This window comes from Coprococcus eutactus (assembly GCF_001404675.1).
GTDB classification, from domain to species: Bacteria; Bacillota; Clostridia; order Lachnospirales; family Lachnospiraceae; genus Coprococcus; species Coprococcus aceti.
Genome location: NZ_CYXU01000001.1, coordinates 545,449 through 566,852 on the forward strand (window position 1 = coordinate 545,449; position 21,404 = coordinate 566,852).

A 21,404-nucleotide genomic window follows, 5' to 3' on the forward strand; every position below is an offset into this window, starting at 1 on the left:
GAGATGGAATTGGATTTGAATAAATCTTTTAACGGATACAGAGCATATATAATGGATACGGGGGCATTTGCTGACGATGGGATATATGGCAGATGTCTGGATGCAGTATCGGAATACAGAAGGTGTAAGGTGGAACGTCTCAGGAGGCGGGATGACAGGAATGCCAGTCTTGCAGCGGGAATCCTGCTTGCACATGCTCTCAGGGAATGTGCCGGAATTGATGAACGGCTGGTCACGTATGAGAAGAATAAGGCGGGAAAGCCGTTTATAAAGGACATTCAGTTTTCGATAAGCCATACCGAGGGTTGTGTGGCGGCTGCGATAGGCGGTGAGCCTTGTGGTATAGACGTTGAGAGAGTCAGAAGGATATCGGACAGCATAGTTAACCGCCTGTATTCGGATGAGGACAAAAAATGTGTGATGTCGTGTGCACACCCGGAAATATACAGCACATGTGTGTGGACAAGGCGCGAGGCGTACAGCAAGATGACCGGAACAGGCATACTTATGAAGGATGAGGAACAGAAAATGGTCATGGACAATGCACATATGGAGAAGAAGAATATCTGGCTGGGCAATTATGCCGTATGCAGGGCTGAGTGTGACGGCCGTATGCATATGGATGAAATAGCGGATCCTGCGCATGCAGAGGGAGATATGAATATAGACTTTATAGCTGCATTTTGCGCAGCTTCTGATGGAACTTTTTCACCGGATATTAAGATGATTGATTCGGCTGATATTGTGTGTTATTATGTTTAATTAGGTGTATTAGGAAGAACTACATAAGGAGAAAAAAATGAGTAAAAAAGCTACAAAGGCGCTTAACAATAAATATTATGTCGCAAGATATAATGCGTCTAAGGTGAACGATAACCTTACAAGCAGGGAGAAGAGTGCAGAGGTGCTCAATATAGACAGGACAAGGCTTTCAAGAATAGAGCTTGGCACAGTAGTTCCGTACCCTGAGGAGGTACTTTCCATGTCAAAGGCGTATGACATACCCGAGCTCTGTAACAGCTATTGTTCAGGCGACTGCCCTATAGGAAAAGAGACGGTGAAGCCGATAAATGCGGACAGCCTTGACAGGCTCATACTTCAGTTCCTCGGATCCTCCAAGAAGATGGAAGATATATCTGAGCAGCTTATAGAGATCACCGCTGATGGAATAGTCGACGAGACCGAGGTTGCAGCTTTTGATGCTGTCCTTGAGGAGCTGGAGAAGATGTCTGTGAATATACAGTCGCTTATGCTCTGGGCTCAGAAGAACAGGGACATTTTGAAGAATAAGAATCAATAAATTGTATATGAGGAAAAGATAATGGATGACAAGTTAAGAGAAGAGATCAACAGAAGAAGGACATTTGCTATAATTTCACATCCTGATGCAGGTAAGACTACACTCACAGAGAAGTTTCTGCTCTTTGGCGGCGCAATAAACACAGCGGGATCTGTAAAGGGAAAGGCAAATTCCAAATATGCAGTGTCGGACTGGATGGATATAGAGAAGGAGAGAGGTATCTCGGTAACCTCGTCTGTTCTGCAGTTCAATTATGACGGATATTGCATAAACATACTTGACACACCTGGACATCAGGATTTCTCGGAGGATACCTACCGTACACTTATGGCTGCGGATTCTGCGGTCATGGTGATCGATGCATCCAAGGGTGTTGAGGCTCAGACCATAAAGCTCTTCAAGGTATGTGTCATGAGACATATACCTATATTCACATTTATAAATAAGATGGACAGAGATGCAAGGGATACATTTGAGCTTCTCGATGATATAGAGACTGTTCTCGGTATCAAGACATGCCCTGTCAACTGGCCTATAGGTTCAGGAAAAGAGTTCAAGGGTGTATATGACAGAAAGACCAAGATAGTGTCCACGTTCCAGGCTATATCGACAGGTGGAGCCAAGAAGGCGGAGGAAACAGATTATCATATAGACGATGAGGCTCTCAAGGAGCTTGTCGGCCCATACCTCTTTGACCAGTTCAATGAGGAGATAGAGCTTATAGATGGTGCCACAGAGGAGATGGATATAGAGAAGGTCAGAGCCGGAGAGCTCTCCCCTGTATTTTTCGGTTCTGCGCTGAATACATTTGGTATCGAGCAGTTCCTGAACTATTTCCTTAAGATGACGACACCTCCTATCGGACGTAATTCATCAGAGGGGATCATAGATCCTGTAACAGAGCCGTTCTCAGCTTTTGTGTTCAAGATTCAGGCAAATATGAACAAGGCTCACAGAGACAGAATCGCATTTATGAGAATCTGCTCTGGTAAGTTTGAGGCAGGCATGGAGGTATATCATGCTGCCAGCAAGAGAAAGATCAAGCTTTCCCAGCCACAGCAGCTTATGGCTCAGGACAGGAAGATCGTCGACGAGGCGTATGCCGGTGACGTTATAGGTGTATTTGATCCTGATCTGTTCTCGATTGGAGATACGCTCACAACAGGCGGAAAGAAGTTTGAGTATGAGGGTATCCCTACATTTGCACCGGAGCACTTCTGCAGGGTTGTTCAGCTCAACAGCATGAAGCGTAAGCAGTTTGTCAAGGGTGTTACCCAGATTGCCCAGGAGGGTGCTATACAGATATTCCAGGAGTACACTGCGGGTCTTTCAGAGATCATAGTCGGAGTTGTCGGCGTACTTCAGTTTGATGTACTTAAGTACAGACTTGAGAATGAGTACGGCTGTGAGATAAGACTTGAGCCGATACCATATAACTATATCAGATGGGTGAAGGATCCTACCATAGACGTGACAAAGCTCAAGCGTGTGAGCGATGTCAAGAAGGTTAAGGACATGAAGGGTAATCCGCTTCTCCTGTTTGCAAATGAGTGGGTCATCGATCAGGTTCTCCAGCACAATGAGGGACTTGAACTTGAGGAGTTCAGAAAGAACTAGATATACGAAGATAAGAGACCATGAAGATGATGAGTGACTTAGGGCACAAATTGGTTTTCATGGTCTTTTTGCGTGCATATATATCAGTAAAAGTGGTGCAAATATGAATAAATTGGCATGTATCTGACAATCCTAGTGTTAGACAGATAACACGTGGAGGGACATGATATGGCGCTGAACAGAGTGGTTATATGTGGTGTAAATACATCGAAATTACCATATCTTACAGAGGATGAGAAGAACATGCTGTTTGACAGGATGGAGCAGGGAGACAGCTCTGCCCGGGAGGAGTTTATAGAGGGGAATCTCCGCCTTGTGCTCAGCGTGATCCAGAGATTTGGCAGTTCAAATGAGAATCCGGATGATCTGTTCCAGGTTGGCTGTATAGGGCTTATCAAGGCGTTGGATAATTTTGACAGAAGTCTCAATGTCAAATTCAGTACGTACGCTGTGCCTATGATCATAGGTGAGTGTAGAAGGTATCTCAGAGATAACAATGCTATAAGAGTATCAAGGTCATTGCGTGATATAGCCTACAAGGCGATATATGCCAAGGAAAATCTCCAGAAGACAAAGGATAAGGAGCCGACGATAGAGGAGATAGCGGAGGAGATAAGTATACCGAAGGAAGATATAGTCATGTCGCTTGATGCCATATCGGCACCGCTGTCCCTGTATGAGCCGGTGTATCAGGAGGGTGGAGACACCTTGTACATCATGGATCAGATAAGAGACAGAAAGAATAAGGAGGAGATGTGGGTTGAAAACCTTGATCTCAGAGAGGCTATGGACAGGCTGTGCGACAGGGAGAAGAATATAGTGAGGCTGAGATTTTTTGAGGGAAAGACCCAGACGGAGGTGGCAGAGGAGATATGCATATCCCAGGCGCAGGTCAGCCGCCTCGAGAAGAATGCGATAAAAAGTCTTAGAAGGTATCTTGAGGACAAATAAACCGGAATGTTGTACACATATAAATATCCCCGCTGGGCCATAGTGAGAACAGCGGGGATATTTATTATACGGTATGTGGATTAAGCTTAGATAAGGTAGCCTGAATCGAGATCGACATCCTTCACGTCGTGTCTTGTGACGAGTCCGTCTTTCTGGATGTCATGCTGTATTTTTTTCAGGGTTTCCATTGGAAGCTCAGTCATGAGAGCAACCTCCTCAAGAGAGATATCGACCTTGAGCATCTTTTCTGCCATATCGTATTTGGCTTTTGTTGTATTGTTCATAAAAATCACTCCTTGGTGTGCTTGGTTAAATCCTGCTCAGCCCATGCTAAGAACTTGTCGTTTGCATCGATCACCTTCTGCATTGCAGCGTGTCCCGGAGCACCGATTGTGTTACGCTTCTGAACACATTCTTCCATGCTGATGGCTGTATATATGTCATCTTCAAATACAGGACAGATGGCCTTGTACTCGTCGAGACTAAGCTGGTCGAGGGAGATGTTCTCCTCTATGCACTTCAGAACGAGCTGGCCGACGATGCCGTGTGCATCACGGAAAGGTACACCGTGATTTACAAGGTAATCTGCGGCATCTGTTGCGTTGGTGAATCCGTTCTTGGCTGATGCTTCCATTCTAGGCTTGTTGACTGTCATGGTGGCTATCATGCCTGTGAACAGTGCGAGACATCCCTTTACAGTGTCTATCGCGTCAAATGTGAGCTCCTTATCCTCCTGCATGTCCTTGTTGTATGCGAGAGGGATTCCCTTCATGGTTGTGAGAAGGGAGGTGAGAGCACCGTAAACCCTGCCTGTCTTACCTCTTACGAGCTCGGCTATATCCGGGTTCTTCTTCTGTGGCATGATAGAGCTTCCTGTGCTGTATGAATCATCGAGCTCAACAAACTGATATTCATTTGAGTTCCAGATGATGATCTCCTCGGAGAAACGTGAGAGATGCATCATGATGGTAGACATGGCGGATAAAAGCTCTATGCAGTAATCCCTGTCGGCAACTGAATCCATGCTGTTGAGAGTCGGACCGTAGAAGTCCAGCAGAGAAGCGGTGAGCTCTCTGTCGAGCGGATATGTGGTTCCTGCGAGGGCACCTGATCCGAGAGGACAGTAGTTCATTCTGTCATATATATCGTTCATTCTGTCGTAGTCACGCTTGAACATCTCCATGTATGCTCCAAAGTGATGTGCCAGAGTTATTGGCTGTGCCTTCTGGAGGTGAGTAAATCCAGGCATGTATGTGTCGATGTGCTCATTCATAAGTCTGTGAAGAGTAGTCAGAAGCTTGTAAATAAGCTCCTTGAGCTCGATGATCTCGTCTCTTACATAGAGCTTCATGTCCAATGCAACCTGGTCGTTCCTGCTTCGTCCGGTGTGAAGCTTTTTGCCCACATCGCCGATCCTGTCTATGAGATTTGCCTCGACAAAGCTGTGTATATCTTCGTATTCTGAAGTGATCTGCAGAGAACCGTTCTCCACATCGTTCAGTATGCCCTTAAGTCCCGCTATGATCTGATCTCTTTCCTCGTCAGTGAGAATACCGGATGAAGCGAGCATGGTTACATGCGCGATACTTCCGCGGATATCCTGTCTGTAGAATTTCTGATCAAATGAAATAGATGCGTTAAAGTTATATACTAATTTGTCTGTTTCTTTTGTGAAGCGTCCGCCCCAGAGCTGAGCCATATTAAATCCTCTTTTCTGTTATTTTTTTGTTTTAGGTTGAAAACTGAGTAAATTATAAGGTAGTTTTCAAACAACGTACATTTTACAACATAAAAGTTCGCATATCAACACAAATAAGGTTTATTTATAACCACAGGAAATGCGTGGTTGGTGCTTGCGGCGCAAAAGTACAGATGATAAAATATACAGGCGGATCACCGCAGCAAAGCAGGGATGGAGGATTGACAGGAAGTTTGGGTACAAAAAAGAAGATTCTTGGAGTTATAAGTATTGTAGTTGTTCTCTCGCTGATGATGGTGGGAGTGCGGTGGTTGTTCTTCAATGTGATCAAGAGCAGCCAGATGCTTGATGGCCTGGTGGAGTTCCGGGCGGCCGTTGTCCAGGATATGGAGGACGGAGACGAGTCGGGCATGTATTATGTAAGTAATGTGGCGAAAAGTGATGTGCACAACATCAACAAATATATAGATTCGGCATACGGCTCAGTGGATACGTACAGGATAATAATCGAGACGGGAAGATATCTGGCAATACAGCTCAACTATGAACTGTCGGATAATTATTATGCTGTCAGGAAATATATAGAAGGAACGGATATCCCGGAGGACAACATAAGGGCGAAGCAGATATATGAGGTGATCGACAGCTTTATAAATGACAACATTTCAGATGGCATGAGCGACCTTGACAAGGAGATCGCCGTGCACGATTATATAGTGGAAAACTGTGTCTATGGATATCCCGACAATAATGATGATGCATATACGGCATATGGAGCGCTGGTGCTTCACCAGAGCGTGTGCGACGGCTACGCTGAGGCGTTCTTCATAATCATGTCCTGTCTGGGCGTCAAATGTGACATAGTAGTCGGAAGCACGGAGGAAGGACTTCATGCATGGAATCAGATAGAGCTCGGCGGAGAATGGTATAATGTGGATCTGACATGGGATGACTCGCTGCCGGATATGGGCAGCTATCTGAAGCACACCTATGTGAATGTCGATGACAGCACACTGGAACTGACTCACTCATGGGAAAAGCAATTCTACAGAGAGTGTGCCGACACAGCGTATAATTTCTATAAAAAGAGGTTTTATACCTATGACTCGTTCGATGAGTATAAAAAAGGCATAAGGATACAGATGGGCGGCAGTAATGTGCTGGAAGCTGCTATATATACAGATGACGAAACATTTGACTTGTCATTTCTGTACAATTATGGCAATATAAGGTCTATAAATTATGTGGTGGAAGATATGGGCGGCTACAAAGTTGTCGTCGTATATCTTAATATGAAGTGATAAAAATAGAATTGACATAATGGCGCGGAGGTGCGATATGCGAAAAAGAGAGTTTATGGATGAGCTGAAGAAAGCTCTTGATGGAAATGTCTCAACGCAGACATATTATGACACGATAAATTATTATGAGGATTATTTTAAGAAGCAGAAAGAAGCAGGCAAGTCAGAGGAGGAGATATGTTCATCTCTGGGATCTGCAAGACTGATCGCCAAGACGATCATTGACACAGAGGGACAGGGCGCAAGCGGAAGATATTATGATACAGAATCCTCTTCGTATGATGGCAGCTACAACACCCGCAAAGCCAGCGGAAGCAGTCAGAAGGGCTGGCATGTAAATGTGGACGACGAGGGCAATACAAGCTTTGCTTATGGCAAGCTTGATTTCAGTTCACCGATAGGCAAGGTGCTGACAGCGATAATACTCATTCTTGTGGCTGCACTTGTTATAGGTATAGTGCTTGGAGTTATCTGGCTGGGATTTAAGATAGTGTGGTATATCGTGATACCTGTTGTCATCATTCTGTTCATAGTGAATCTCATTATTTACCTGTTTGGTGGAGGCCGATAAAAAATAAAATAAAAAAAGTGAAAAAAGTTGTTGACAAAACATGGTCACTTGAGTATACTAACAAAGGTGTCAGCGATGACACGAAGTAATATGGGATCTTAGCTCAGCTGGGAGAGCATCTGCCTTACAAGCAGAGGGTCATAGGTTCGAGCCCTATAGGTCCCATTTACAAGACATGGCGAGATAGCTCAGTTGGCTAGAGCATGCGGTTCATACCCGCAGTGTCGAGGGTTCGAATCCCCCTCTCGCTACTATTTGATGAGACGGAAGACATTCCGTCTTTTTTTTATTCATATAAGGAGGATATCACATGAGAGTTGGAATGGGATACGATGTCCACAGACTAGTTGAGGGACGAAAACTTATAATCGGAGGAGTTGAGATTCCATATGAGAAAGGACTCCTTGGACACAGCGATGCGGATGTACTTCTTCATGCGATAATGGATGCGCTTCTCGGTGCTGCGGCGTTGGGGGATATTGGAAAGCATTTCCCTGATACTGATGAGAGGTATAAGGGAGCGGACAGCATGAAGCTCCTGTCAGAAGTGAAGAGACTTCTCGAGGAGAAGCTCTACATCATCGAGAACATAGATGCGACCGTAATTGCCCAGAGCCCTAAGATGGCGCCGTACATTGATCAGATGAGGGAGAATATCTGTAATTGCCTGTGTATAGACAAGGATCAGGTCAATATCAAGGCGACAACGGAGGAGAAGCTTGGGTTTACCGGAGGGGGACTTGGAATAAGCTCCCAGGCGGTGTGCCTCATAGAGTCGGCATTTAATTACGCCGGAGATGATGCCGGAGCTGTCAGAACGGCAGGCTGTGGCGGATGCGGTGGATGTCCAGCGGGAATAAGATGACAAAACAGCCCATGTATGCTAGAATATAAGGGCTTAGAATTTTAAAGAACTTAAGGAGAAAAAAGGTATGTTAAATGATGGTTATGCAGAACATATAGTTAAGGCGAAGACACCTGCGAGTGTTACCTGCGGTATGGCTGCCGGAATCGTGCTGATGATCGCCGGACTTGGCGCAGCGATGTTCGTTCAGGGCTTTGGCAGTATTGGATTCTTAGTTGCGATTGCAGGTGCTGTTGTATTTGGTATTTTTGTTTCCAGAAGAGAGACGGAGTATGAATATATAATGGTGAATGAGGATATAGACATCGCAAGGATCATTGCAAAGAAGAGCAGAAAAAAGATCATGAGCTTCAGCAACGCCGATGTAAAGTTCATTGCGAAAGAGGGATGCATTTACCTCGACAATGAGCTTCAGCAGGACAGCTCAATAAAGACCAGGGATTTCACATCCGGCAATAAGCAGAATCAGGATGGTGTGTATGTGTTCGTCCTCAACAAGAACGGCAAGGCTGAATTCGTGAAGCTTGAGCTCTCAGACAGAACTATTGATCATGTAAATAACTTTTTCAGAGGAAAGTATAAAGAATAAATAATATTGACCCTCACGGTTGATACTAAACTGTATATATACAGGAGGTGTCGCTGTGAGGGTCTTTGTGTGTAAGTGCTTTACTATATTTATGACGGGTGGGATGATATATTATTTCCTGGAGATATCAGCCAGGCATTATTCCCATTATTCCATGATAATTTGTGGAGGTCTTGCTACGCTTTTGTGCGGCGGACTGAACCAGATGTTTCCGAAGATGGGGATACTTGCGCAGATGCTGGTTTCCTCTGTGATAATATCTGAGCTGGAGTTCCTGACCGGGTATGTTGTGAATATAAGACTAGGACTTAACGTGTGGGATTACTCTGATATGCCGTTAAATCTTGCGGGGCAGATATGTGTGCCTTATTCTATCCTGTGGATGTTCCTGTCGCTGATCATAATATATGTGGATGATGAGATACGGTGTCATATGTATAATGAAGAAAGGCCTGAGTACAGATTAATATAAAATATGGGAAAAAGCTCTTGATTCCATAGGGGAGTGGAGTAACAGCTTTTTCCCATATTCCATGTGTGTGCATATTTAATAAATTCCGTGTGAAAATATTATGATTCAAGGGGAGTAATCTTTAAACCCTTATAAAGCTTAGTATAAAGATTGCGCTCATCAGAGTACAACATTATACCACGTGAATCGCGTACGATATACGCATATTTGTTCTTCTGCACATTCATGTAAAGAACTTCATCAACGTTGAGCTCCTTGGCTTTGACCTTGGCAACGCTGACGCTGAGCGGCTCTAACTTGTACTTTTTAATTGCCTGCTGAACTGTCATAATCTACACCTCCATTGATAAATGATCATAACGTGCTTTAGTAACTATCTACAGTATATTGTAAAGATATAACAAAGTCAACTAGTAAACATGCACAAATGTGCAAAAGATAATCGAATGTTGTAAAATGTGGTGTGAAATATCGACAAAAAAAGGAGAAAACAATGATGCAAAATGCAAATTATTATCAAATGATGGAGAGACAGATAGCTGAATTTGATAGTGAAAATACACAATGCGGCAGAAAAAAACTGTTGCTGCACTGCTGTTGTGCGCCATGTTCCAGCCATTGTCTGTCGGTCCTTGCGGAGCATTTTGACATAACAGCTTATTTTTACAATCCAAATATAACGGATTACGATGAGTACATAAAAAGATTCCGTGAGCTTGACAGATTTGTACATGAAGTATATGTGGAAGGAGTGGATGTCGAACTGGCGGAGCATGAGCCGCAGGTGTTTCTGGATATGGCTAAGGGCAGGGAGGATCTTCCTGAGAGAGGACTCAGGTGCTATGACTGCTATAAGCTGAGACTTGAGAAGAGCGCGATCCATGCGAAGAAAAATGAATATGACGTATTTACGACCACATTGTCGATAAGCCCCCACAAGAATGCGGACTGGCTGAACGAGATAGGTGCAGAGATGAGCAGGAAATACGACATAGATTATCTGTTCAGTGATTTCAAGAAGAAAAATGGATATAAGCACTCGATAGAGCTGTCAAAGGAATATGGATTATACAGACAGAATTTCTGTGGATGTGAATTTAGCAGACGGGCTGCTGAGCTCAGAGATGAAAAAATTAATAAAAATATTGAATAAAAAACAAGATTTTTGCCGTGAACACAAAAATAAAAAATATATCGAAAAAAATATTGTACCGCCTTGTCAAATGTGGTAGTATTTATTAAATTAAGAAAAAAGAGGCCAATAAATGTGGGTTATCTCAAGCGTTTCCCCCGTTTTCACTCTTTTTTTTTGAGCAAAAATAGAAAAAACGAAAGGAATACGATTATGAAAGCTTTTTTGATACTTGAAGACGGACACGTGTTTGAAGGTAAAAGTATTGGCTCTACTGATGAGATAATCAGTGAGATAGTATTCAATACTTCGATGACCGGCTATCTGGAAATTCTTACAGATCCATCATATGCAGGGCAGTCAGTATGTATGACATATCCGCTTATAGGCAACTACGGTGTATGCAGAGAGGATATGGAGGCTGGCAGACCTTGGCAGTCAGGATTCATTGTTAGAGAGCTCTGCAAGACTCCTAGTAATTTCAGAAGCGAGATGACCATAAACGAATTTCTTGTTGAGAATAATATAACTGGTATAGAAGGAATAGATACCAGAACACTTACCAAGATCCTCAGGAAAGATGGTACCATGAGAGGTATGATCACAACTGATGAGAATTATGATTTTGATGAGTGCATGAAGCGTATTAAGGCATGGAAGATGGGACATGTTGTTCTCGATGTTACATGTAAGGAGAAAATATTCTATCCTGGTGACGGATTCAAGGTTGCAGTCATCGATCTCGGTGTTAAAAAGAACATCGTCAAGTCCCTCCTTGCAAGAGGTTGTCAGGTTACTGTATATCCTGCAGAGACACCTGCTGAGGAGATCATCGCAGACGCTCCGGACGGAATCATGCTTACAAATGGTCCTGGAGATCCAAAGGAGTGTAAGGTCACAATAGCTCAGGTAAAGAAGCTTTTCGATACAGATATTCCAATTTTTGCTATATGTCTTGGACATCAGCTCATGGCGCTTGCCAACGGCGGTGATACAGAGAAGATGAAGTACGGACACAGAGGTGCAAACCATCCTGTAAGAGATATGAAGACCGGCAAGGTATATATTTCAACACAGAATCACGGATATATGGTCAAGGAAGACAGCCTCGACAGAAAGATCGCAGAGGTCAGCTTCGTCAATGTAAATGACGGAACAGTAGAGGGAGTTCACTATCTTGGAAAGAATGCACAGACAGTTCAGTTCCATCCGGAGGCATGTGCAGGTCCGCTGGATACAGATTCACTGTTTGATACATTTATGAATATGATGGAGGTGTCAAAGTAATGCCAAAGAATCCTAATATAAAAAAGGTTGTAGTTATCGGATCAGGTCCTATAGTCATCGGTCAGGCTGCTGAGTTTGATTACGCCGGAACACAGGCGTGCCGTTCTCTTAAGGAAGAGGGACTGTGCGTTGTCCTCATCAACTCAAACCCTGCAACCATCATGACGGACAAGGATATAGCAGATAAGGTATATATTGAGCCTCTTACGGTTGATGTTGTAAAGGCTATCATTGAGAAGGAGAAGCCGGACAGCCTTCTGCCGACACTCGGCGGTCAGGCAGCCCTCAACATCGCCATGGAGCTTGATGAGTCAGGTTTCCTCAGAGAGCATGACGTGCTTCTCATAGGAACATCATCAACGACCATCAAGAAGGCCGAGGACAGACTTGAGTTCAAGAAGACTATGGAGAAGATCCATGAGCCTGTAGCACCTTCAGAGGTCGTTACAACAGTTCAGGGCGGTCTTAACTTTGTCAAGAAGATTGGATACCCTGTAGTTCTCCGTCCTGCATATACACTTGGAGGTTCAGGTGGTGGTATCGCTGAGAATGAGGAAGAGTTCAAGGAGATCCTCATGAACGGTCTGAGACTTTCACGTGTAGGACAGGTTCTTGTCGAGAGATGTATCGCAGGATGGAAGGAGATCGAGTACGAGGTTATGCGTGATGCAAATGGTACATGTATAACCGTATGTAACATGGAGAACCTTGATCCTGTCGGAGTACACACTGGAGACTCTATAGTCGTGGCTCCATCACAGACACTTGGTGACAAGGAGTACCAGATGCTCAGAAGCTCAGCACTGAACATTATCTCAGAGCTCAACATCAAGGGTGGATGTAACGTTCAGTTTGCTCTGAATCCTAATTCATTTGAGTATTGTGTTATCGAGGTAAACCCAAGAGTTTCAAGATCATCAGCACTTGCATCAAAGGCAACCGGATATCCTATTGCAAAGGTATCTGCCAAGATAGCCCTTGGATACAACTTGGATGAGATCAAGAACGCTATTACAAAGAAGACATATGCCAGCTTTGAGCCGGCACTTGATTACGTGGTTGTCAAGATCCCTAGACTTCCATTTGATAAATTCATCGCCGCTGACCATGATCTGACAACACAGATGAAGGCAACCGGTGAGGTTATGAGTATCTGTACAAACTTTGAGGGTGCACTTATGAAGGCTCTCCGTTCACTGGAGCAGCATGTAGACAGTCTCTGGTCAAGCAGATACAAGGATATGACAGACGAAGAGGTTATAAAGCTTCTCGGACATGTTGATGACAGACGTATCTATGTCATAGCTGAGGCTATCAGACGTGGAATATCATACGATCAGATCTATGACATCACCAAGATCGACAGATGGTTCATAGACAAGATCCACAACCTTGTTAAGGCTGAGAGAAAGATAATCGAGTCCAAGGGAGATATCTCCAAGGAGCTAATGAAGGAGATCAAGAGAGTTGAGTTCCCTGACAAGGTTATCGCGAGACTCACAGGCAAGACAGAGAAAGAGATCAGACAGATGCGTTACGACTACGGTGTAACAGCACACTTCAAGATGGTTGATACATGTGCAGCAGAGTTTGATGCCATGACTCCATATTACTATTCATGCTTTGATTCTCTGGAGAACGAGGTCGCTGAGGATAACTCAAAGAAGAAAGTAATGGTACTTGGTTCAGGCCCGATCAGAATCGGACAGGGTATCGAGTTCGATTACTGTTCAGTTCACAGCACATGGGCATTTGAGAGAAAGGGTTACGAGACAATCATCGTCAACAACAACCCTGAGACAGTCAGTACAGACTTTGATATAGCAAACAAGCTTTACTTTGAGCCTCTTACAGCGGAGGATGTTGAGGCTATAGTAAATCTGGAGCATCCGGATGGAGCTGTTGTACAGTTCGGTGGACAGACCGCTATCAAGCTCACAGAGGCACTCATGGAGATGGGGGTACCAATCCTTGGAACAAGTGCAGAGAATGTAGATGCAGCAGAGGACAGAGAGCTCTTCGATGAGATCCTTGAGAAGTGCTGTATACCAAGACCTGCTGGTAAGACGGTATTTACAAGAGAGCAGGCGCTTGAGGCTGCAAATGAGCTGGGTTATCCGGTACTTGTAAGACCTTCATACGTTCTCGGTGGACAGGGAATGCAGATCGCAATCTCTGATAAGGATATCATAGAGTTCATGGATATCATCAACAGACATACCCAGGAGCACCCAATACTTGTAGATAAGTACATCATGGGTAAAGAGGTCGAAGTCGATGCTGTATGTGATGGAGATGACATACTTATCCCTGGTATCATGGAGCATGTTGAGAGAGCCGGAATACATTCAGGAGACAGTATCTCGGTATATCCTGCACAGACACTCTCACCAAAGACAAAGAGAGTCATCGCTGATTACACCAAGAAGCTTGCAAACAGCCTGCACGTAATCGGACTTATAAATATACAGTTTATTGCATACAATGATGAGGTATATGTAATAGAGGTAAATCCTCGTTCAAGCCGTACAGTTCCATATATAAGCAAGGTAACAGGAATACCTATCGTAGATCTTGCAACACGTGTTATCACAGGTGAGAAGATCAAGGATATGGGTTACACACCTGGTCTTCAGCCGGAGTCAGAGTATTTCGCAATCAAGAAGCCTGTATTCTCATTTGAGAAGATCAGAGGCGCTGAGATAAGCCTTGGACCTGAGATGAAGTCAACAGGAGAGTGCCTTGGTATATCCAAGAACTACAATGAGGCTCTGTACAAGGCATTCCTTGGAGCCGGAATCAATCTTCCAAAAACCAAGAAGATGATCCTCACAGTCAAGGACTCAGATAAGATGGATGCTATAAATATCGGTAAGAGATTTGCTGCTCTTGGATATGAGATATATTCAACAAGAAGCACATGCAGAGTTCTCAATGAGAATGGTGTTCCTGCAAAGCTCATCAACAAGGTTGAGGAGCCATCACCAAATCTGCTTGACCTGATACTGAGCCATGAGATCGATCTGATAATCGACACTCCATCACAGGGTGTTGATAGAAGCAAGGATGGATTTATTATCAGACGTCACGCAGTTGAGACAGGTGTTACATGTCTTACAAGCCTTGATACAGCCGATGCGCTGCTCACAAGCCTTGAGACCGCTGATACCACAAAGCTTTCACTCGTGGATATAAGCGAGATATAAGTTCTGATTAAACAGATAAAAAATGGGGCAAAATGATAAACAACGTTAAAAGGGGTTGTCATTTTGCCTCATTCAATTTATGCTTGTTAGCATGTGGGATGTCACAAGGCATCTTCCCTGCGTGGCATAGAAATGAATACATTATAATTGATAGAAATAAGAGGTGAAATATGCATAATGTTCCTACAGATGAGGTGTTTGTCATAGGACATAAGAATCCGGATACGGATTCTATATGTTCAGCGATTGCGTACGCCCATCTGAAAAATCAGCATGAGAACAAATACATTCCAAAGAGAGCTGGAAATATAAATAAAGAGACACAGTTTGTCCTTGATTATTTTGGTGTGCAGGCGCCGGCACTTGTGAGCAATGTAAATGTACAGGTGAAGGATATAGCATACAGAATAGTTGATGGTGTGTCGGGAGACATCACCATGAAGAGAGCATTTGAGATAATGCAGGATAACGACGCCACGACACTTCCGGTCGTCAATAACGGCAAGATAAAAGGAATCATAACTGTTGGAGATATCGCTGAGGCATATATGCTTGAGAAGGATGATAATTCCCTGTTCATAGCTGGTACAAAGTTCTCACACATAATAGATACTATAAATGGCGAGCTTGTGTACGGTGACGCCGACGGATATGTTAAGGATGGAAGAGTGATCGTGGGAGCTGCCCAGGTCGACATTCTCGAGAGACATGTCAAGGAAAATGACATAGTCATAGTGAGTGACAGAGTCGAAGCCCAGCTTGCAGCCATAAACTGCGGGGCGAGCATGCTCATAGTCTGTCTTGTGAACAGCATATCTGATGTCGTCCTGGAATTTGCTAAGAACAAGGGCTGTGCGGTTGTCGTAACACCGACTGACACCTATGCTGTTGCCAGACTTATCGGACAGAGCATGCCTATCGGATTCTTCATGATAAGAGACCGTATCATGACATTCTATGAGGATGACGATATAGATACACTTAAGACGACCATGGCAAAGACCAGAGTGAGATACTTTCCGGTTACGGACGGCTATGGCAACTACAAGGGACTTGTATCAAGGCGTAACTACATCAATGCGAGAAAGAAACAGCTCATACTTGTTGATCACAATGAGAGAACCCAGTCTGTTGACGGCGTGGAGAATGCCGAGATACTCGAGATAATCGACCACCACAGGATCGCGAATATAGAGACCATGAATCCTGTGTATTTCAGAAATCAGCCACTTGGATGTACTGCTACGATCATCTATCAGATGTATAAAGAGCAGAATGTCAAGATAGATAAGCCGATAGCTGGACTTCTCTGCGCAGCGATACTTTCCGATACACTGGCATTCAAGTCTCCGACGTGTACATTCATAGACGAGGCTGCTGCAAAGGAGCTTGCAAGGCTTGCAGAGATAGACATATATGAATTTGCCATGGAGATGTTCGACGCGGGAAGCAACCTCAAGGACAAGACCATGGATGAGATACTTCATCAGGATTTCAAGAAATTCGACATTGGAGATATGGTTGTTGCTGTTGGACAGATCAATTCCGTCAACGAGAAAGAGATAGACAGAATAAGAAACGGTATGCGTGAATTCCTCGGTGGATATATGGAGCCTGGCTGTGATGTGGTCCTGTTTGCAATGACCAATATTCTTCAGGAGGGCTCAGGTATCATATGCGTGGGAGAGAATGCACAGGAACTGTGCAGCAAAGCATTTGATGTGCAGCTTGAGGATAGCTATGCATATCTTCCCGGTGTTGTATCAAGAAAGAAACAGATAGTTCCTGCTCTTGTAAAGGCGACACATCAGATATAGACAGGATCGTATATAGAAGGTAACAGTATGGATATATATACAACAAATGCGTATATAAGAGATACATTTGGAGAGAAATTATATAAGATATCATTGAATGCAGGAACCACCTGTCCCAATCGTGATGGTAAAGCCGGGACAGGTGGCTGTATTTTTTGCAGTGCCAGCGGCTCGGGAGATTTCTCTGAGGATGCAGTCATGAGCATAGATGAACAGATAGAACTGGCAAAAAAGAGGATATCAGGCAAATGCAAATGCGACAGATATATAGCGTATTTCCAGTCATATACAAATACATACGGTGACGTCGATGCTTTGCGCGAAAAGTTTCTGGCGGCTGCAAGAAGGGATGACATTGCGGCTGTATCGATAGCCTCCAGACCGGACTGCTTTGGCCCGGAGGTCATAGATATGATAAAAGATATAATAGCTGTTAAACCTGTGTGGATAGAACTTGGCCTCCAGACAGCAAATGACAGGACAGCACAGCTCATCAACAGGTGTTATGACATAAGTGTGTATGATGAGACGATGAACAGACTCAGAGAACTGGGAGTTCACATTATAGTTCATATGATAATAGGCCTGCCCGGTGAGACGAAGGAGGATATGATTGATACGGTAAGGTACATAGTGCGAAGCGGCGCAAATGGTATAAAGCTCCAACTGCTTCATGTCCTCAGGGGAACTGTTCTTGAAAAAATGTATGAGGAAGGAGTGTTCCGTGCACTGACATTTGCTGAATACGCAGATATTTTGTGTGATTGTCTTAAAGAGCTTCCTCCTGATATGGTTGTTCACAGGTTCACCGGGGATGGGCCTAAGAATATTCTTGTTGCGCCTCTGTGGAGTGCTGATAAGAAGAGAGTTATAAACGATTTGAACCGTATTATTTCGAAATTGTGAGTCTGCTAGCAGCTCAGTGCAGACTTTAAAAACAGCCTGAGATTTTCCCTGCCGTTGTCGTCAAGCTGATCACAGTCGGACATTATTCCTGTCGCTTCCGGTGGAAGAGTCCTGCCGTGGCTGTAGGCGAGGAACACTTCGCTGATGTCCATCTTATTTTTCTTTGCTATATCGATGCAGGTGAGCAGCACCAGATGACTCATATTAATACTGTATAAATTGGATATTCTGATAAGATTTATGAGATCCGGGATTCGCTCTCCACATTCATAGTGCGAGTAGGCGGAGACGGACACCTTCAAGATGGCGGCTATTTCCTGCTGCCTTTTTCCGTGGCTGCGCCTTAGAGACTTCAGTGCGCCGCCTATCACTGCACAGTTAAAATCCTGATCGGATGAATCGTCTTCATACACCGACGGATCAATGTTGCGTTCTTTTCTTTTTTTCATATTTTCCTGTTTTCTCCTTAAAAATAATATTTACTGTAATTGGTGGGTATAATACTGGATCTACAGTCTGGAATTTTTAGATGCTAGATTTGCCACAAATGTGTCTATAAGTTGACGGTCGCTGTCGCTGAGAGATCTGTAATTGCCCAGCATGTCTGCTGTGCTCTGGTTAGATTCTATGGCGGTCATGTATGAATTGTCCTCCATGACGATCTGTAGTGGCTTTGGATGCCCCTGCATGTATCTTGATGACAGGGTGTATGCATATAGAAAATCGTGGTTGAGAAGCTCTGACAGCTTTATGGCCTGTTCTATATTAGGGATGTTTCTCCCTTCCTCGTAGTTGGCATATCCGGATCTGGAAATAGATAGCGCTGCTGCGACATCCTGCTGTGTGAGTCCTGCCTTCTGTCTGAAATATCTGAGAAGGGCAGGTAGTGGATTGGATGAATGTGGTTTCATGTTTCACCTCCTTTGAATGTTTTTCTGCATTGTACACAAAAATAGTCCGTTGTAAATCAAAATGTAATAAAAGTGTTGTTTGATGTAATAATTAATCACATGTGGGATGGAGAGTATGATATAATTATCTGAAAAAACAATCGGAGGTTACCAAAATGAGTCTTGCAGATGATCTCTTTATAAACATGTGTAAAGATATAATCGATAATGGATATAGTACGGAGGGGGAGAAGGTCAGACCAAAGTGGGAAGATGGAACATATGCCTACACCATAAAGCGTTTTGGTGTTGTCAACAGGTATGATCTGTCAAAGGAATTTCCTGCGATAACACTTAGAAAGACGTATGTGAAGTCGGCTATTGATGAGCTGCTCTGGATCTGGCAGAAAAAGTCAAATAATGTTCATGATCTCAAAAGCCATATATGGGACAGTTGGGCAGATGAGAACGGTTCCATAGGAAAAGCATATGGATATCAGCTTGGTGTAAAGCATAAATATAAAGAGGGCATGATGGATCAGGTGGACAGACTGATATATGACCTTAAGAATAACCCATACAGCAGAAGAATGCTCACTAACATATATGTTCATCAGGACTTGAGTGAGATGAATCTGTATCCGTGCGCGTACAGCATGACATTCAATGTAACAGGGGACAGGCTCAACGCTATACTGAATCAGAGATCCCAGGATGTGCTTGCGGCCAACAACTGGAATGTTGTCCAGTATGCGGTACTGGTACATATGCTTGCCCAGGTCACGGGCTTTAAGCCGGGAGAACTGGTACATGTGATCGCGGATGCACACATATATGACAGACATATACCGATAGTCAAGGAGCTGATAACAAGACCTACACATCCTGCTCCAAAGTTCTATATGAATCCGGATGTCAAAGATTTCTATGACTTTACTCTGGATGATTTCAGGATAGAAGACTATGAGACAGGACCACAGATTAAGAATATTCCTATTGCGATATAAGACTATGAAGCATGGGACGGGAATTATACAGATGGAGGACATATGAAGTTTATTGCAGCGGTAGATAAGAATTGGGCCATTGGAAATAAAGGCAGATTACTGATAAGGATATCGGAGGATCAGAGAAATTTCAGACAGACCACGATGGGGCATGTCGTTGTTCTCGGAAGGAAGACTCTGGAGGAGTTTCCGGGCGGAAGACCACTCAAGGGAAGGGCAAATATAATTCTCAGCAGGAATCCTGAATATGCAGTTGAGGATGCGGTGGTTGTCCACTCTATGGACGAACTGTTTACAGAACTGGCAAAATATGATACGGATGACATTTTTGTCATAGGCGGACAGACTATCTACGATGAGCTCATACCATATTGTGATGAGGCAGTAATCACCAAAATAGACAGGGAATTTGAGGCCGATGCCTTCATTTCGAATCTCGACAAACTGGACAACTGGGATGTGACGGATGAGAGACCGGGTGAGGATGTGTCAGAGGTGAATTTCACATTTGTCACATATAAAAATAGTGACCTGAAGAAATAAATTATAATTATTTTTATAATATTCACAAAAAAGCACCTTTTTTTGATTAAAAATTCACAAAAAACATTTGTTAAATGAAGATTATTGTGATACAATTTTTTTATATTTGGGAGGTGCGCTAATGAAGGAAGTATTAATTACATCGGGAACAAGCTTTGAGGGATATGATATCGTTGGCTATGGAACATACAAGTTCACACAGACGATACTTAATTCCAACTTTTTGAAGGATTTCGGAACATCTATTGCGGATATTGCCACGGATAGAAGAGATATCTATCAGGAGAAGATCGATGAGATCCTCAATGAAACAATCAATAATTTCACAGATATGGTCCGTGAGACGAAGTACAATGCTGTAGTTGGATTCAGAACAGGTGTTGAGGAATACACCAACAACGTAACTGCTGTTGTTGCCAGTGGAACTCTGGTAAACATAAAGGAGCAGTACAAGTCGGAATTTGACAAGAGCAGCTTCATCAGAAACGAGATATATGTAAGAAACTATTACGACCTGCTCGTGCCAAGAGCATCAAAGGTGGTGCTTGCATCAGAGGGCAAGGGAACAAAGATTTCCGTGTGGTTCAACAACTACAATAACGACGATATAAAGGCACTTAAGGCAGAGCTTCAGTTCACCAATATCTATGGTGACAATATAACACTGCCGGATGTTGATTTTACATTTGATAAGACCAACCTCAAGCTCCTCAAGTCGGATTATGTGGAGTGTAAGCTTCCGGACAAGTATATAAAGATGATATCCTCCGTCAAGGTATACATCAAGAAGTATGTCAAGGCCAGCGGAGTATACGAGATAGATGCGGATTCTATCGGAATTGAGATGTCTGACGTTAAGTTTAAGGCACTCAAGCTCAAAAAGGGAATTGATGCAGTTGCAAACTACAAGTCAGACGGACTTGTGTGGACATGTAACTGTGGACACGTAAACGAAGGCGGCGCAGAGGAATGTGTGATCTGTGGAAGAAAGCAGGATGAGATGAAGAACTCTATCACATTCAACTACGAGCCTATGCTTGAAGAGATGAAGACAAAAGAGTATGTAATAGAGATCAAGGATGTACTCATGAAGTACATCAAGGACATTGATACAGGAATGAGAATGCAGCTTCTTGAGATCATGGAGTCCGGTCTTAATTACGAGAAGAGCAGAGGATCCATGAAGGACTCTGTTATCGAGAAAGTTGAGAATCTCTTCCTTGGATTATAGGGATTATAAGACGATATGCA

At 43.6% G+C, this 21,404-nt stretch carries 22 protein-coding genes and 2 tRNA genes; 19 read left to right on the top strand and 5 right to left on the bottom strand.

Annotated elements, in window-relative coordinates:
• The first annotated feature begins 15 nt into the window (after nt 1-15).
• The 4 genes from ARA78_RS02370 to sigG all read left to right on the top strand — a co-directional run bounded on the left by ARA78_RS02370 (nt 16) and on the right by sigG (nt 3,868).
• Nucleotides 16-762: a 4'-phosphopantetheinyl transferase family protein gene (locus ARA78_RS02370; protein ID WP_172674879.1), complete on the top strand. Its 747-nt coding sequence runs from the start codon at nt 16-18 to the stop codon at nt 760-762.
• 37 nt (nt 763-799) lie between these two features.
• A complete protein-coding gene (locus ARA78_RS02375; protein WP_015535018.1) occupies nt 800-1,300 on the top strand; it encodes a helix-turn-helix transcriptional regulator in 501 nt (166 codons plus the stop codon).
• A gap of 21 nt (nt 1,301-1,321) precedes the next feature.
• Nucleotides 1,322-2,917, top strand: coding sequence for a peptide chain release factor 3 (locus tag ARA78_RS02380; RefSeq protein WP_055222719.1), 1,596 nt, complete (start codon nt 1,322-1,324; stop codon nt 2,915-2,917).
• Nucleotides 2,918-3,085: 168 nt separating this feature from the next.
• Nucleotides 3,086-3,868: an RNA polymerase sporulation sigma factor SigG gene (sigG, locus tag ARA78_RS02385; RefSeq protein WP_022216377.1), complete on the top strand. Its 783-nt coding sequence runs from the start codon at nt 3,086-3,088 to the stop codon at nt 3,866-3,868.
• An 86-nt stretch (nt 3,869-3,954) separates the two neighbouring features.
• Here sigG and ARA78_RS02390 read toward each other — a convergent pair whose 3' ends face one another.
• Both ARA78_RS02390 and argH read right to left on the bottom strand, forming a co-directional pair.
• Complete coding sequence (locus ARA78_RS02390) at nt 3,955-4,152, bottom strand: hypothetical protein (RefSeq protein ID WP_015535016.1); 198 nt, start codon at nt 4,150-4,152, stop codon at nt 3,955-3,957.
• A gap of 5 nt (nt 4,153-4,157) precedes the next feature.
• Nucleotides 4,158-5,567, bottom strand: a complete 1,410-nt coding sequence (gene argH / locus ARA78_RS02395; protein WP_055222718.1) for an argininosuccinate lyase — start codon at nt 5,565-5,567, stop codon at nt 4,158-4,160.
• Nucleotides 5,568-5,740: 173 nt separating this feature from the next.
• On the opposite strand from argH, the gene ARA78_RS02400 reads away from it, so the two are divergent.
• The 7 genes from ARA78_RS02400 (at nt 5,741) to ARA78_RS02430 (ending at nt 9,365) form a co-directional block, all read left to right on the top strand.
• The gene (locus ARA78_RS02400) at nt 5,741-6,868 is read left to right on the top strand and encodes a transglutaminase domain-containing protein (RefSeq protein ID WP_055222716.1); all 1,128 of its coding nucleotides are present in this window, start codon (nt 5,741-5,743) and stop codon (nt 6,866-6,868) included.
• 37 nt (nt 6,869-6,905) lie between these two features.
• The gene (locus ARA78_RS02405; protein ID WP_022216381.1) at nt 6,906-7,439 is read left to right on the top strand and encodes a DUF1700 domain-containing protein; all 534 of its coding nucleotides are present in this window, start codon (nt 6,906-6,908) and stop codon (nt 7,437-7,439) included.
• A 92-nt stretch (nt 7,440-7,531) separates the two neighbouring features.
• Nucleotides 7,532-7,604, top strand: a tRNA-Val gene (locus ARA78_RS02410).
• Nucleotides 7,605-7,616: 12 nt separating this feature from the next.
• Nucleotides 7,617-7,690, top strand: a tRNA-Met gene (locus tag ARA78_RS02415).
• A 59-nt stretch (nt 7,691-7,749) separates the two neighbouring features.
• Entirely contained in the window at nt 7,750-8,304 is a 555-nt protein-coding gene (ispF, locus tag ARA78_RS02420) for a 2-C-methyl-D-erythritol 2,4-cyclodiphosphate synthase (protein ID WP_022216382.1), read from the top strand.
• 67 nt (nt 8,305-8,371) lie between these two features.
• Nucleotides 8,372-8,893 carry a DUF6106 family protein gene (locus ARA78_RS02425; RefSeq protein ID WP_022216383.1) on the top strand — a complete coding sequence of 174 codons (522 nt, stop codon included), beginning with the start codon at nt 8,372-8,374 and terminating at the stop codon, nt 8,891-8,893.
• Between the two features lie 55 nt (nt 8,894-8,948).
• Entirely contained in the window at nt 8,949-9,365 is a 417-nt protein-coding gene (locus ARA78_RS02430) for a putative ABC transporter permease (RefSeq protein WP_022216384.1), read from the top strand.
• Nucleotides 9,366-9,463: 98 nt separating this feature from the next.
• On the opposite strand, the gene ARA78_RS02435 is transcribed toward ARA78_RS02430, so the two are convergent.
• Entirely contained in the window at nt 9,464-9,694 is a 231-nt protein-coding gene (locus ARA78_RS02435) for a hypothetical protein (RefSeq protein ID WP_022216385.1), read from the bottom strand.
• 164 nt (nt 9,695-9,858) lie between these two features.
• Here ARA78_RS02435 and ARA78_RS02440 point away from each other — a divergent pair, with 164 nt between their 5' ends.
• The 5 genes from ARA78_RS02440 (at nt 9,859) to ARA78_RS02460 (ending at nt 17,713) form a co-directional block, all read left to right on the top strand.
• Complete coding sequence (locus tag ARA78_RS02440; RefSeq protein ID WP_082418038.1) at nt 9,859-10,518, top strand: epoxyqueuosine reductase QueH; 660 nt, start codon at nt 9,859-9,861, stop codon at nt 10,516-10,518.
• Nucleotides 10,519-10,710: 192 nt separating this feature from the next.
• On the top strand, nt 10,711-11,784 hold the full coding sequence (locus ARA78_RS02445; protein ID WP_022216387.1) for a carbamoyl phosphate synthase small subunit: 1,074 nt from the start codon (nt 10,711-10,713) through the stop codon (nt 11,782-11,784).
• A complete protein-coding gene (carB, locus tag ARA78_RS02450) occupies nt 11,784-14,990 on the top strand; it encodes a carbamoyl-phosphate synthase large subunit (protein ID WP_055144327.1) in 3,207 nt (1,068 codons plus the stop codon). The genes ARA78_RS02445 and carB overlap by 1 nt, the downstream gene beginning before the upstream one ends.
• A 170-nt stretch (nt 14,991-15,160) precedes the next feature.
• Entirely contained in the window at nt 15,161-16,807 is a 1,647-nt protein-coding gene (locus tag ARA78_RS02455) for a putative manganese-dependent inorganic diphosphatase (RefSeq protein WP_055279928.1), read from the top strand.
• A gap of 27 nt (nt 16,808-16,834) precedes the next feature.
• Nucleotides 16,835-17,713: a TIGR01212 family radical SAM protein gene (locus tag ARA78_RS02460; RefSeq protein ID WP_022216388.1), complete on the top strand. Its 879-nt coding sequence runs from the start codon at nt 16,835-16,837 to the stop codon at nt 17,711-17,713.
• A 5-nt stretch (nt 17,714-17,718) separates the two neighbouring features.
• Here the strand turns inward: ARA78_RS02460 and ARA78_RS02465 are convergent, their stop codons facing one another.
• Both ARA78_RS02465 and ARA78_RS02470 read right to left on the bottom strand, forming a co-directional pair.
• Complete coding sequence (locus tag ARA78_RS02465) at nt 17,719-18,162, bottom strand: helix-turn-helix domain-containing protein (protein ID WP_015535008.1); 444 nt, start codon at nt 18,160-18,162, stop codon at nt 17,719-17,721.
• 60 nt (nt 18,163-18,222) lie between these two features.
• Nucleotides 18,223-18,624: a helix-turn-helix domain-containing protein gene (locus ARA78_RS02470; RefSeq protein ID WP_015535007.1), complete on the bottom strand. Its 402-nt coding sequence runs from the start codon at nt 18,622-18,624 to the stop codon at nt 18,223-18,225.
• 155 nt (nt 18,625-18,779) lie between these two features.
• Here ARA78_RS02470 and thyA point away from each other — a divergent pair, with 155 nt between their 5' ends.
• The 3 genes from thyA (at nt 18,780) to ARA78_RS02485 (ending at nt 21,384) form a co-directional block, all read left to right on the top strand.
• A complete protein-coding gene (thyA, locus tag ARA78_RS02475; protein WP_022216389.1) occupies nt 18,780-19,610 on the top strand; it encodes a thymidylate synthase in 831 nt (276 codons plus the stop codon).
• A gap of 42 nt (nt 19,611-19,652) precedes the next feature.
• The gene (locus tag ARA78_RS02480; protein ID WP_055279929.1) at nt 19,653-20,153 is read left to right on the top strand and encodes a dihydrofolate reductase; all 501 of its coding nucleotides are present in this window, start codon (nt 19,653-19,655) and stop codon (nt 20,151-20,153) included.
• 121 nt (nt 20,154-20,274) lie between these two features.
• Nucleotides 20,275-21,384: a heavy metal-binding domain-containing protein gene (locus ARA78_RS02485; protein ID WP_022216390.1), complete on the top strand. Its 1,110-nt coding sequence runs from the start codon at nt 20,275-20,277 to the stop codon at nt 21,382-21,384.
• Nucleotides 21,385-21,404 lie beyond the last annotated feature (20 nt).